General features: G+C 73.9%; 12 protein-coding genes. 4 read left to right on the forward strand and 8 right to left on the reverse strand.

What is annotated here, in order from left to right:
• Positions 1–63: 63 nt before the first annotated feature.
• Positions 64–1,077: an endonuclease/exonuclease/phosphatase family protein gene (locus tag ACN6LB_RS14650; RefSeq protein WP_445026173.1), complete on the reverse strand. Its 1,014-nt coding sequence runs from the start codon at positions 1,075–1,077 to the stop codon at positions 64–66.
• 106 nt (positions 1,078–1,183) lie between these two features.
• The gene (locus ACN6LB_RS14655) at positions 1,184–1,987 is read right to left on the reverse strand and encodes an alpha/beta fold hydrolase (RefSeq protein WP_445026174.1); all 804 of its coding nucleotides are present in this window, start codon (positions 1,985–1,987) and stop codon (positions 1,184–1,186) included.
• A gap of 87 nt (positions 1,988–2,074) precedes the next feature.
• Between ACN6LB_RS14655 and ACN6LB_RS14660 the strand changes: the two genes are divergently transcribed.
• Positions 2,075–3,502, forward strand: a complete 1,428-nt coding sequence (locus ACN6LB_RS14660; RefSeq protein WP_445026175.1) for an aminotransferase-like domain-containing protein — start codon at positions 2,075–2,077, stop codon at positions 3,500–3,502.
• Here the strand turns inward: ACN6LB_RS14660 and ACN6LB_RS14665 are convergent.
• Positions 3,417–4,352, reverse strand: a complete 936-nt coding sequence (locus ACN6LB_RS14665) for a hypothetical protein (protein WP_445026176.1) — start codon at positions 4,350–4,352, stop codon at positions 3,417–3,419. The genes ACN6LB_RS14660 and ACN6LB_RS14665 overlap by 86 nt on opposite strands.
• Before the next feature lie 176 nt (positions 4,353–4,528).
• Between ACN6LB_RS14665 and ACN6LB_RS14670 the strand changes: the two genes are divergently transcribed.
• Positions 4,529–5,077, forward strand: a complete 549-nt coding sequence (locus ACN6LB_RS14670; protein ID WP_445026177.1) for an SH3 domain-containing protein — start codon at positions 4,529–4,531, stop codon at positions 5,075–5,077.
• Positions 5,078–5,196: 119 nt separating this feature from the next.
• Here ACN6LB_RS14670 and ACN6LB_RS14675 read toward each other — a convergent pair whose 3' ends face one another.
• Positions 5,197–5,670, reverse strand: a complete 474-nt coding sequence (locus ACN6LB_RS14675; RefSeq protein WP_445026178.1) for a hypothetical protein — start codon at positions 5,668–5,670, stop codon at positions 5,197–5,199.
• A gap of 115 nt (positions 5,671–5,785) precedes the next feature.
• On the opposite strand from ACN6LB_RS14675, the gene ACN6LB_RS14680 reads away from it, so the two are divergent.
• Positions 5,786–7,009 carry a PP2C family protein-serine/threonine phosphatase gene (locus ACN6LB_RS14680; RefSeq protein ID WP_445026179.1) on the forward strand — a complete coding sequence of 408 codons (1,224 nt, stop codon included), beginning with the start codon at positions 5,786–5,788 and terminating at the stop codon, positions 7,007–7,009.
• Here the strand turns inward: ACN6LB_RS14680 and ACN6LB_RS14685 are convergent.
• Positions 6,981–8,354 carry a hypothetical protein gene (locus tag ACN6LB_RS14685; RefSeq protein ID WP_445026212.1) on the reverse strand — a complete coding sequence of 458 codons (1,374 nt, stop codon included), beginning with the start codon at positions 8,352–8,354 and terminating at the stop codon, positions 6,981–6,983. The genes ACN6LB_RS14680 and ACN6LB_RS14685 overlap by 29 nt on opposite strands.
• 367 nt (positions 8,355–8,721) lie before the next feature.
• On the opposite strand from ACN6LB_RS14685, the gene ACN6LB_RS14690 reads away from it, so the two are divergent.
• Entirely contained in the window at positions 8,722–9,954 is a 1,233-nt protein-coding gene (locus ACN6LB_RS14690) for a molybdopterin-dependent oxidoreductase (protein WP_445026180.1), read from the forward strand.
• Positions 9,955–10,288: 334 nt separating this feature from the next.
• Here the strand turns inward: ACN6LB_RS14690 and ACN6LB_RS14695 are convergent, their stop codons facing one another.
• The 3 genes from ACN6LB_RS14695 to ACN6LB_RS14705 all read right to left on the reverse strand — a co-directional run bounded on the left by ACN6LB_RS14695 (position 10,289) and on the right by ACN6LB_RS14705 (position 12,506).
• Positions 10,289–11,056, reverse strand: a complete 768-nt coding sequence (locus tag ACN6LB_RS14695) for a methyltransferase domain-containing protein (RefSeq protein ID WP_445026181.1) — start codon at positions 11,054–11,056, stop codon at positions 10,289–10,291.
• On the reverse strand, positions 11,053–11,670 hold the full coding sequence (locus ACN6LB_RS14700; RefSeq protein WP_445026213.1) for a TIGR04282 family arsenosugar biosynthesis glycosyltransferase: 618 nt from the start codon (positions 11,668–11,670) through the stop codon (positions 11,053–11,055). Before ACN6LB_RS14700 ends, ACN6LB_RS14695 begins: the two co-directional genes overlap by 4 nt.
• A 128-nt stretch (positions 11,671–11,798) precedes the next feature.
• Positions 11,799–12,506: a glycosyltransferase family 2 protein gene (locus ACN6LB_RS14705; RefSeq protein ID WP_445026182.1), complete on the reverse strand. Its 708-nt coding sequence runs from the start codon at positions 12,504–12,506 to the stop codon at positions 11,799–11,801.
• Positions 12,507–12,625: the final 119 nt, after the last annotated feature.

A 12,625-nucleotide genomic window follows, 5' to 3' on the forward strand; every position in this document is an offset into this window, starting at 1 on the left:
GCCGATCGGGCCCGGAGCGCATGTCCCCTGGTGGGGCCGGTGAAGTCGGGGGACCTGGTGGCGCTAGCGGAGCTGGTGGAGGCTCAGTGTGATGAGGAGCGCCCGGTGATCGGTGCCGGAGATGTCGAGGAAGGACGCCTTGCTCGCGGAGAAGTCCGGGGAGACGAGGACGTGGTCGATCTGGCTGCCGATGACGGGCGCGGTGCGGGCGGGCCAGCTCGGGGTGCGGGGGCTTCCCGCGAGGCGGGCGCCGTCGTGCAGCCCCGCGTCGAGGATGTGGCGGAACGCGGCGTGGTCCTGGGAGGCGTTGAAGTCCCCGGCGACGATGGTGGAGCCGTCGCTGGTTGCGGCGTAGTCGCGCAGCCTGCCCAGCTCACGCCGCCAGGCGCCGAGCTGGCCGGGCAGCGGGGGCATGGGGTGCGCGAGTTGCAGGCGTACGGCGTGGCCGTTGACGTCGGCGACCGCACCCGGCATGCCCATGGTGCCGCGCACACCGTCCGCGCCCTTGAGCGGGAACCGGCTCATGATCACGGAGCCGTTGGATCCGGAGCCCTCGACGGCCGCCCGGTACGGGTAGCCGCCGTGGCTCCCGCCGAAGGTGTTCTTGAGCGTGCCGGAGCACCTGTGCTCGCACTCCTCCACGAACACGATGTCGGGCCGCTCCCGCCGAACCGCTGTGACCAGCGAGTTGGTGCCCCGGCCGAACTGCACGTTGGAGGTCAGCACCCGCAGCTCGGCGACGGACTTCCCGTCGGGTTCGCCGACCTTCCCGTAAGGCTCGATGAACCAGGCGACCGTCCCCAGCACCAGGACCCCCCACACCATCCCGACCCGCCACCGGGCGAGCAGCGCGAAGGCGAGGCCGACGCCCGCGGGCGCGAGCAGCCACGGCAGGAAGGCCAGCAGTTGGGGCACGGGTGTGATCCCGTCGCTGTCGGCCGCCCGGCAGCCGACGACCACGCTCACCACGGTGAACAGCAGCCCGGCCGCGAAGCCCGCGAACACCCGTCCGGGCCGCCGCCGTTGTCCGCCGGCCGCGTCCTGCGACTCCGTCCACTCAGCCGTCGCACTGTCCAAGGCCAGGCCTTCCGCTCGTCCGCTGTTCAGCTCGTTCGCGAGGAGTGTCCGAATCCTCCCTCAAGGACGGGAACTTCGGGGGGAAGGTTGCCGTGAGACCCCGAAGTCACCTCTGATCGTCCACCCGCGCCAGGAACGTCTCCATTGTCCCGTTGAACTCCTCGGCACGCTCGAGGTTCGGTAGATGGGCGGCGGAGTCGATCACACGGAGGGTGGAGTCGGGGAGGGCCGCGTGCATCGCCTCGGCGTCGGACACCGGGGTGTACTCGTCGTCGGCACCCACCACGACCAGGGCCGGGACGGTGACCCGGGTCAGCAGCTCGCGGTAGTCGGGGCGCTCGGCCCGCCCGCGCAGGGCCGCCGCGGCGCCCTCGGGGGAGGTCGCCGTCATCATGCGGTGCACATGCGCGGCGACCTCCGCGTCCGAGTACGGCGCGACCATCTTGTACAGCACCTCGTCGGCGTATCCGCGCATCCCCTCGCGCAGCAGCCGGTCCGCCATGGCGCCCCGGGCCCGTCTGCCCTCCTCGGTCTCGGCGGCCGGGAAGGTGTCGGCGAGGACCAGGCCCCGGATGCGCTCCGGGAACTGCCGGTAGCACTCCATGACGATCTGGCCGCCCATGGAGAGCCCCGCGAGCACGAACTCCCCCACGCCCAGGGCGTCCAGCAGCGCCGCGATGTCCCCGGCGAACACCTCAAGAGGTGTGACACCGGGGGTCACCGGGGACTCGCCATAACCGCGCAGGTCCGGCGCGATGACCCGGCGCGTCGCCGAGAACGCGGTGATCTGCGGGGCCCACATCGTGCGGTCGAAGGGGTGGCCGTGGACCAGGACGAGGGGCAGCGCCCGCGTCGAGGAGTCGCGCCCTTTGTCATCGTATGCAAGGAAAGGTGCCGATGTGGTTGCCATGACCACGACCCTAGGTTCACCAACCGCTCGGTGCAATAAGATCTTTGCCCTCGGTGCAATGTGCCGGGAACGGAGTGAGGGGAACTCGTGGAGGACTACCGGCGGCTCGCCGACCGCATAGCCGACGACATCGTCGCCGGACGGCTGCGGCCCGGCGAACGGCTGCCCACGCAACGGGCGTTCGCGCGCCGCACGGGCATCGCGGGGTCGACGGCCGGGCGGGTGTACGGCGAACTGGTGCGGCGAGGTCTCGTCGTCGGCGAGGTCGGCCGCGGCACGTTCGTGCGTGCCGCGCCGGTCCCCTCGGGCCGCGCGCTCGCCGAGCCCGCAACCGGCGCGCCCCGGACCACCAATCCCACGAGCCCTGATCCCACGACCGCCGGTCCCGTGACCACCGCGTGGGCCGACGGGGACCCCGACCACCCTTCCGCCCCGGTCAACATGGAGCTCAACTACCCTTCCGCGCCCGGCCAGTCGGAGCTGCTCGCCCCGGCCCTCGCGCCGCTGCTGCGCCCCGACCTGCTGACCGAGGTGCTGCGCCCGGCGTCCGTCACGGGCACGGCACCCGCCCGGGCGGCGGCCGCCGCGCTCCTCGCCACGGCGGGCTGGCGCCCGGACCCGTCCCGGCTGCTCTTCGCGGGCAACGCGCGCCAGGCCATCGCGGGCGCCCTCGCCTCGCTGGTACGGCCGGGGGGCCGTGTCGGCGTCGAGGCGCTGACGTATCCCCTGGTCAAGGAGATCGCGGAGCGCCTGGGCATCGTCCTGGTCCCGCTGGCCATGGACGAGGAGGGGCTGCTCCCGGACGCCGTCGCGACCGCCCACCGCTCCGCACCCCTGTCCGCCGTGTACGTCCAGCCGACGCTGCACAACCCGACGTCGGTGACCGCCGGTCACCGCAGGCGGAGTGAACTCGCCACCGTCGTAAGACAGTTGGACCTTCCCGTCGTGGAGGACCGCATCTGGTCGTTCCTGTACCAGGACCTCGCTCCGCTGGCCGCCCACGCCCCCGAGCGCGTCCTTGTCGTCGACGGGCTGTCCAAGCGGGTGGCGCCCGGCCTGACGGTGGGATTCCTTGTCGTGCCCGAGGGGCGGGCGGGGGCTGTCGGGGCCGCCCTGCGCTCCGGCGGCTGGGCGGCGGGCGGCTTCGCGCTGGAGGCGGCGGTGCGCTGGATCGCGGACGGGACGGTCGGCCGCCTGGTCACCGCCAAGCGCGCGGACGCGGCACGCCGGCAGGGACTCGTCGCCGAGCACCTCGCCGACTTCACCGTGCACGCCGATCCGCACGCGTACTTCGCCTGGTGGGAGCTGCCGAAGCCGTGGCGCGCGGACACCTTCACGGCGGCGGCAGCGGCGCGCGGGATCGCGGTCACGCCGGGCCCGGCGTTCGTGGTGTCGCCCGCGTCGGGAACGGGCTCCGTGGCGGACTGCGTCAGGCTCGGACTTGCGTCGGCTGCTCCGCGGCAGCTGGAGCGAGCGCTGCGGACGCTTGCCGGGCTCGCGCGATCCGGCCCGTGAGCAGGGCGCCCAGTGCCACCGCGAGGCCCAGCCCCAGCAGCAGCCAGGAGACCTGGCGGAGCGTCTCGGTGAGGGCGTCGTACACCGCGCCGACGGCCGAGCGGGACACCCCGGCCGGCAGGTCGGCGAGGGTGAGCCGGCGGCCGATGGCGACGGCGGCGCCGAGCAGCGCGGCGCCCAGCGAGGTACCGAGCCCGGTCGCGAGCACCGCGCGGCGGCGGCAGACGGCGACGAGGATGCCCGTCGAGGCGAGGACGGCCGCCGCGACCGGCAGCCAGAAACCGGCGACTTCGAGCACCTGGAACCCCTTCCGGAGCCGGCCCGCGTCCCGGGCGTGCAGCACCGTGGTCGCGGTGTGCTCGACGGGGATGCGGCCGGCCAACGGCATGTGGTTGTCGGCCAGTTGACGTTTGACCTGCTCGGTGACGGGCGCGAGGTCGATGGTCACGTCGCCGCCCCCGCCTCCGGCGCCGCGCCCGTTGCCGGCCCGGTCGTTGCCGTCGCGCAGGGCCTGCATGACGGCGTCGTGCGCGGCCCGGTTCGCGGCCTCCCAGGCCGCGGCGAAGGCCGGTGTCCGCGTGAACGAGCGCGCCGCGTCCCGCACGAAGGAGTGCACCGGCCCCCGCAGCGGCGGCCCCACGTGGACCTCGTGCATGATGCCGTCGGCGATGCCCGCGGCGATCGCGTCCCGCACGTTCCGGTCGGTGGCGAGCGGCGCCATCGTGGCCTCGTAGCGGCCGGTGTCGCCGATCGCGTACGTCGCCCAGGCCGAGAGCGCGCCGAGCGGCGCGAGCAGACAGGCGAGGCCGATCAGCACGGCCGACAGGACGCTCCGGACACGGTGAGGCACTCCACCAGGCAAGGCCTCTTCGGCGCGGTGCGCGAGCTGTTTGACTGCATATGGGTGCATATGACAAGCCGAAAGTGGGGCGGGCGGGGAGCCAAGGGGGAGCTGGGGAGTGAGCCCTCCGGTGGAGGGCTCACCCGAACGGGTGTTTCCTGGAGCTGGGGAAAAGGAGGTTGATCATGCGGACCACCCCGGCCCTGCGGACCCTTGTCGCGGCCCTGTTCACCGGCGGTGTTCTGACCGTCGTGGCCGCAGGAACCTCGGCGGCGGCAGTTCCGCCGACACAGACCACCACCGGTGGCCACGGCCATCACGACCCCATCTGGGGCACCGTCGTCTCCCGCGGAGAGCTGAACCTCCGGGAGCAGCCCACCACGAACTCGGCCGTTGTCGGCGTGCTCTCGCCGGGCAGCCAGGACCGGGTCCGTTGCGCGGTACTCGGACAGAGCGTCTTCGGCAACCCGTACTGGTACTGGCTGGTCGGAGCGCAGGCCTGGGCAAGCGCCGCGTTCGTCGACACCGGCAACCAGGGCGTGCCGAGCTGCGACCCGTGCCCCGGCTGGAAGGACGACTCCTGGAAGAACGACTCCTGGCACGACGGCTCACGCAACGACTCGTGGAGCAGTTCGAGCTCCGGCGCCTGGAGCTTCAGCGCCTCCGGGACGTGGAGCTGGAGCGCGGCCGGTGCCTCTTCGAGCTCCTGGGGCATGGTCCCAGGTGGTGGGTGAATGAGGGAATCGGGTGAAGGGTGAGGCCCCGGCAGCCGTTGCCGGGGCCTCACCCGTGGGAGCCCGTCGAGACCCCGTGGAAAGCCCCTCTCAGGGGCTCCCCACGGGGTCTTCGAGCGTCAGCTCACCCGGTGGCCCTCCGCGTCCTCGTGCGTGTAGTACCGGTAGAACGTGACGGCGAAGACGCCTGCCGCGACGCCGAGCGCCATCATCGTGGACCGCAGGACGGTCGTGCCGGTCTGGCTGTACAGGAAGCCGAACGCGATGCCCGCGAACGCCGTCCACAGCAGGGCGTGCACCTCGCGCTTCATGAGGGGCGCCAGCATCCGTACGCCGATCCACATGGCCGCGAACACGATGGCGCAGACGAATCCGAACAGGATGTTCCAGCCCGTGATCGGCCCGCCGCTGCGGTTGATCGCCGCGGCCCAGAAGCCGTACAGGAGCCCGCCCGCCACGGGCAGGCCCCACCTCGCCGCGGTGTGCGCCTGCGCACCGAAGATGTCGGGGGTCCCGGCGGTTGCGGCCGGGCCGGCCGTTCCGGTTGTGCGTGGTGTTCCCGGTGCCCCTGAAGCGGGTGCTGCGTGAGCCATGGGAGCACTCCTCTCTCCTCGCCCCTGCTTACCAGGGCACACCTCGCCCCGGCCGCTGGCAAGTCGGATGCGGGTCGGGATGCGGCCGACCTGGCGGCGTGTTTCGCTGAACCGCATGAGGCAGGGCGACCGGTGGGCCGTGCTGGACCGGCTGCCGCGCGCCGGGCACGAGACGGCCGCCGCCGAGCGGCAGAAGCTGCTGCGGGTCCGTGGCCGCAGTGTCGCCTGGGTGCCACCGCTGCTGCTGTGCGGGGCGATCGCCGCGGTCGACTGGAACACCAGCGGCGAGTTCCGGGTCATCTCCTGGATCGTGCTGGTGCCCGGGATCGCCGCCGCGATCTGCGGGGTGTGGGGCACGGCGGCGTTCGCGGTGCTCTCGCTGCTGACGTACGTCCTCGTGGACAACGCCTGGCCGCACCAGTACCAGACCGGCCTGCCCGACTTCATCCTCGTCGCCGTCGGCGGTGTCCTCGCGACGCTCGCCTGCGCGGTCCGGGTCCGCGGCGAGCGGCGCATGCTGCACATGCGGGACATCGCCGAGACCACCCGGCGCACGGTGCTGCGCCCGCTGCCGCCCGGCTGGGGGGACCTCGACCACGCGGCGGTGTACCTCGCCGCCGACAGCGAGGCGCGCGTCGGCGGCGACTTCTACGACATCCAGCCGGGCCCGCGCGGCACCCGTGTCGTCCTCGGTGACGTCCAGGGCAAGGGGCTCGGGGCGGTGGAGGCGGCCGCGGCGCTGCTCGGCACGTTCCGCGAGGCGGCTTACCACGAGCCGGAACTCGCCACGGTGGCCGACCGTCTGGAGGTGCGGATGCTCCGGCACGTGCGGTACCGCAAGGCGGTGGGGCGGGGTGACGGCGAGCGGTTCGCGACGGGTGTCCTGGTCGGATTTCCGGACACGTCCGGCGCGGGTGAGCCGCCTCCGGACGTCGTGGAGGTGGTCAATTTCGGGCATGAGCCGCCGCTCGTGGTCGCTCCCGGCGGCGTACGCCGACTCCCGCCGGGGGACGGACTCCCGCTCGGACTCAGTGAGTTCACGGACGCGCCGCCCCTGGTCCTCACCGTTGCGCTGGCCCCCGGCGAGACCCTCCTGCTGGTCAGCGACGGGGTGACCGAGGCCCGGGACGCCCAGGGGGTCTTCTATCCGCTGCGCAAGCGGGTCGCCGAGGCGGTGTCCGCCGACCCGGGCACGGCCGAACCGCAGCGTCTGGTCCGGTTCGTGCGCGACGGCACGCTGCGGCACTGCGGGGGCCGTCTGGCCGACGACACAACGGTTTTCGCCGTACGGCGCCGGGGGCCCGGCCCGGTCACCAGCCCGTCAGCAGCAGGTGATTGACCAGCAGGGCGAGCCCGGCCTGGGCGGCGAGCCAGGCCCGTGGACCGGTCAGGAACGCCCCCGCGGGCAGCAGCCACACCGCGAACGGCAGCCAGATCCGTTCCGTCTCCGCCTTGCTCATCCCGGAGAGGTCGGCGACGAGGAGGGCGAGCAGGGCGGCGAGCACGAGGAGCGCGAGCCGCCGGTCGCCGGGATCGCCGGCGCCGGCGCGGGCCCCGGCGCGGGGCGCTCGCAGGGAGGCGCCCGCCCGCCGCAGGCCCGCCACCGTGGCGAGCCCCGCCATCAGCACCGTGCACGCGAGGTTGGCCCACACCCAGTAGCCGTACGGCCGGAAGCCGCCCGCGCCCTGGCCGTAGCGGACGACCAGCAGGCGGTACGCCTCCCACCAGTCGAAGCCCGCGAGGGTGAAGGCGACCGGGACGACGGCGAGTCCGAGGAGCCCGGGGAGGAGCAGGGACAGGGTCCGGGTGCGCAAGCCGTCGCGGCCGAGCAGCAGCACCGCCCCGGCGATCACGGCGATCAGTGTCAGGCCGTACGAGAGGTAGCAGGCGAGCCCGAGGAGGAGCCCCGCGGCCGCGGCGCAGGTCCGGGGCGCGGGGCCGGTGACCGCCAGCGCGAGCAGGGCCAGGGCCCAGGCGGCGACCGCCGCGAAGTAGCCGTCGGCGGACGTGCCCACCCACACGGCGGTGGGCGCGAGCACGAGGAACGGCGCCGCCCGCCGAGCCAGGGCCTCACCGGCCAGCGCCCGTACGGCGACGAGGACGGCCACGCACGCCGTCCCGCCGACGGTGATGCACCAGACACCGGCCCAGGCGCCGCCGCCGAGCCCGATCCGGTCGAGGAGGACGAAGGTGAGGGTCGCCGCCGGGGGGTGCCCGGCGACATGGGCGGGCCAGTGCTCGGGGGAGCCGAGCAGGATGTGAGCGGTGAAGTCCCGCAGGGTGGCCGGGATGTCGTGGAAGCGGTCGATGACCTGGAGGTATTCGTACCTGCTCGTCAGCCGCCGGGCGACCCCCCGCTGCCAGCCGTCGACCAGCGCGAGCGAGAACGTCCACACCACGGCCGCCGCCCACGCCCCGCCCAGCAGCGCCCGCCAGGGCAGCCGCGCGGCCACCCGGGGCCCGTACACCACGACGACGCCCGCCACCACGACCGCGGCCGGCGTGCCCGGACCCACATGTGGCCCCCAACTCGCCAGCAGCGGCGGCCAGTTCACGAACAGCGTGCCGTCCGCCCGCTGAATAGCGGTACCCACCAGCACGGCAGCCAGCACGAGCAGAACGGCCGCGAGGGCAACGCCGAGGTCGGCGAGGAGGGGACGGCGGGGGTGGAGGTCGGCGGGCAGGGGGGCGGGGTGGCTACCGTCGGGTCGGGCGTCCTGAGATCGGGTGTCCCCGGATCGGGTGGTGCCGTCGGCGGAGCCCCGGCGCCCGTCCTCGGGCCGGGCATCCCGATGGCTGTCCTCGGATCGGCCGTCCCGGGATCGAGTGTCGCCGGGCAGGGCGTCCCGATGGCCGGCCCCGGATCGGCCGTCGTCGAACCGGCCGTCCCCGGATCGGGCGTCGGAGCGTGCGGCGTCGCGGAGGTGGTCGCGGTTCACAGCTGAACGCTAGGGCCGGGTGGGATCCGCGAGGGTGTCGCAGGGCCGGACGTCAGCGTTTCGTCATCAGTCGTGAGCCCCTTTCCGGGGTGGTCCTGCCTACGGTCGGAACATGCGCGACCACAAGCTCCCCACCTCCCCAGGGTTCTGGCGCAGCCCCCTGCGCGGCCCCTGGTTCACCTCCGTGCTCGGCCTCGTCCTGCTGGTCGGGATCACGGCCTTGTTCGTGACAGGGCTGGTGTCGTACGCCGCCTACAACCCGGACCTGTCGCCGGTGAACGACAAGACCCCCGACAAGGGCCTGCTCGGCTTCTATCTCTTCTCCTGGCCGACGAACCCGTCCTGGCTGTACCGGCTGACGCAGGGCGTGCACGTCACCCTCGGGCTCGTGCTCGTCCCCGTGCTGCTCGCGAAGCTGTGGTCGGTGATCCCGAAGCTGTTCGCGCTGCCGCCCGCCCGGTCGCTCGCCCACGCGCTGGAGCGGATCTCGCTGCTCCTGCTGGTCGGCGGCGCGCTTTTCGAGTTCATCACCGGCATCCTGAACATCCAGCTCGACTACGTCTTCCCGGGCTCCTTCTACCCCCTCCACTTCTACGGCGCCTGGGTCTTCTTCGCCGCGTTCGTCGCGCACGCCGTGCTGAAGATGCCCCTGGCCCTGCGCAATCTGCGCCACCTGAGGGAGGAGCGGACGGAACTGGTGTCGCCGGACCCCGCCGAACCGACCGTCTCGCGGCGCGGCGCGCTCGGCCTGGTCGGCGGCGGCTCCCTGCTGCTGTTCGTCACCACGGCCGGCCGCAACTTCGACGGACCGCTGCGCGAGACCGCCGTACTCGCACCGCACGGCGGCTCCGAACCGGGCACCGGACCCAACGGCTTCCAGATCAACAAGACGGCCTCCGTGGCCGGCATCCACCCGGCGGAGACGAGCGAGGACGCGTGGCGGCTGGTCGTCACCGGCCGCACCGGCACCGTACGGCTGAGCCGCGCCGAACTCCTTCAACTCCCCCTGCACAGCGCCGCGCTGCCGATCGCCTGCGTGGAGGGCTGGTCGACGTCCGACCAGTGGTGGCGGGGCGTCCGGCTGCGGGACCTCGCGGCGCTCGTCGGCCACGAGGGGGCGCAGGCGCCCGACGTACTGGTCGAGTCCCTCCAGCGGCACGGCTCGTTCCGCAAGGCCGCGCTGCGCGCCAACCAGGTCCGCGACCCGCGCTCCCTGCTCGCCTTCTACGTCAACGGCGAGCCCCTGACCCTCGACCACGGCCACCCGGCGCGGATCATCGTGCCCGCCGCACCCGGCGTGCTCAACACCAAGTGGGTGGCCCGGATGACGTTCGGAGACCTGTGATGCCGAACCCTGTGACGCATGGCCGACTCGGGCTCCGCATCGGGAGCCCCCTCCAACTCGTGCTGCTGGCCTGCTCGTTCGCGCTGGCCGCATACGCGGGCGTACGGCTGCTCGCGGACGACTGGTTCGAGGTGGCGCTCTGGCTCGTCGGCGCCGCCCTGCTGCACGATCTGGTGCTGCTGCCCCTGTACGCCGTGGCCGACCGGGCCGTCACCCGGCTGCTCGGGGCCGTCGGGCACCGGGAGTGGACGGGCTGGGTCCGCGTCCCGGCGGCGCTCTCCGGCCTTCTGCTGCTGGTGTGGTTTCCGCTGATCAGCGGGCAGGTCGCTGAGCGCTACACGTCCAAGACGGGCCTGTCCGGTGACGGCTTCCTGGCCCGCTGGCTGCTGATCACGGCCGTGCTGTTCGGCAGCTCGGCGGTGCTGCTGGTGCTGTCCGCGCTGCGGTTGCGCAGGGCGACGAAGGACCGGCCGCCGGCCGTCCACTGATCGACCGGGCGCCAGCCCGTGCGGCGCGCGTGCCGCAGCAGTGCCGGGGTGCCGAGGCGAGCCCAGAGGAAGGGCGCGCCGGTGGCGCCCCGGCCGTCGGCGACGCGCACGTGGACGCGCTCGTCCACGTCGTCCACCGGCACCGTCTCGGCGATCAACAGCCCGCCCGGGGCCAGGAGTTCGGACACCCGCCGCAGCAGGGCGCGCGGGTCGCCGCCGATGCCGACGTTGCCGTCGATGAGGAGGGCGGTGTCCCAGCGCCCCTCGCCGGGCACCGACTCGAAGACGGACCGGCGCAGGGCCTGCCCGCCGACCCGCACGGTGTGCTCGACGGCGGCCTCGCTGACGTCGATGCCCAGCGCCCGCAGCCCCTGCCCGGCGAGCGCCGCGACCAGCCGTCCGGGCCCGCACCCCACGTCGAGCACGGCACCCTCGCAGCGCCGCAGCACGTCCAGGTCGGCGGCGTCGGCCCCGGCGCACCACCGCTCGACCTCCAGCGGGAGCAGCCAGCCGTCGGTGCGGCGCAGGAAGAGGGGGCCGCGTCCGGTGCGCAGGGCGTCGGCGTACGGGTCCGCGCACCAGGCGGTCGCCGTCTCCTCGGTGACGGTGCTCATCGGCCGGCGACCGCTGTCAGCCGGGCCAGCTCCGACGCGAACCGGCCGTGCGGCGCACCGGCGGCGACCACCTCAGCGTCGTGGGCCGTGTCGACGTCCCGCAGCCGCGTCAGATCGCGCACGCGCAGGCCCGCGGCGACGAGCCGGCCGCGCTGCAGGGCGCCGGTGCCGGCCGTCGACATCGGCACCCCGCGCAGCAGCTCCGGATCGGGCTCGGCGAGCCCCAGCGCCCAGAACCCGCCGTCCTCGGCGGGCCCGAAGTACGCGTCGGTGCCCCGCCAGTCGACGGTGAGGAGCGTCGGTGTCACCTGGGGCGTGTCCATTCCGATGAGCAGGGCGGGCCCGTCGCAGCCCCCGAACGCGCCCGCGAGCCGCTCGTCGAGCCCGCCCGCACACTGCGGTACGACCTCGAAGCCGGCCGGCAGCCAGGGCCCCGGTGCCCCGTCGAGCACGAGCACCCGTCGCCGCGCGGGCGCCGCCAGCACGGCGAGCAGGGTGTCCCGCAGGGCGGCCTCGGCGAGCGCGGCGGCCTCCTCGGGGGTGAAGGGGGGCGTGAGCCGGGTCTTCACGCGCCCGGGCCGAGGTTCTTTGGCGATGACAAGCAGGGTGCTGATCACTTGAGGGCTTCCTCCAGCGTTTAAGCCCGTCCGGCGTTTGAGGACGAGCGCGAAGCGCGACAGGGGGAGAGGGGGCGAAACCCCCATGAGGACGGGACGGGACGGGAAGGGGCGGAGGGGGCGAACTACACGCCGGTCTCGGCCAGCACGCGCCGCATGTCGGCGACCGCCTGCCACGTCCCCCGCCAGGTCCCCGTGACCTTGGAGACCCCGGCCCGCGGCAGATACGGCACGTCGTGCTCGGCGACGCGCCACCCGGCGTCGGCGGCCCGCACGACCATCTGCAGGGGATAGCCGCTGCGCCGGTCGGACAGTCCGAGGCCGAGCAGCGCCTCGCGGCGAGCGGCCCGCAGCGGCCCCAGGTCGTGCAGCCGCAGCCCGGTACGCCGGCGCAGCAGATGCGCGAGCGCGAGGTTGCCCGCGCGGGCGTGCGCCGGCCAGGCGCCGCGCCCCCGCGGCCGCCGCCGCCCGAGCACGAGGTCGGCCCCGCCACTGCGCACCTCGCGCACGAAGGGCACGAGGAGCGAGGGGTCGAGCGAGGCGTCGCAGTCGCAGAAGCACACGATGTCGGCAGTGGCGGCGGTCAGCCCCGCATGGCAGGCGGCGCCGAACCCGCGGCGCTCCTCGTGCACGACCGTCGCGCCGAGGCCGCGGGCGATGTCCGCGGAGCCGTCGGTGGAGCCGTTGTCCACGACGATCGCACGCCAGCCGGGCGGGATCCGGGCCAGCACCCAGGGCAGCGCCTCGGCCTCGTCGAGGCAGGGCAGCACCACGTCCACGTCGGGTGTTTCCCGGGCTTGCGGGTTCACGGGGGAGGTCGTCACGGCTTTCACCCTACGGAGACGAAAGGGACATCACGGGCATCGGCTCCTTACGAAACACGGACGTCGACGCCGTACGGCGCCCTCCGCGCGGCCGCGGTGCGACGCTGGTCGTATGCAGCACCCGCACG

It is taken from the genome of Streptomyces sp. SAS_270 (genome assembly GCF_052543295.1).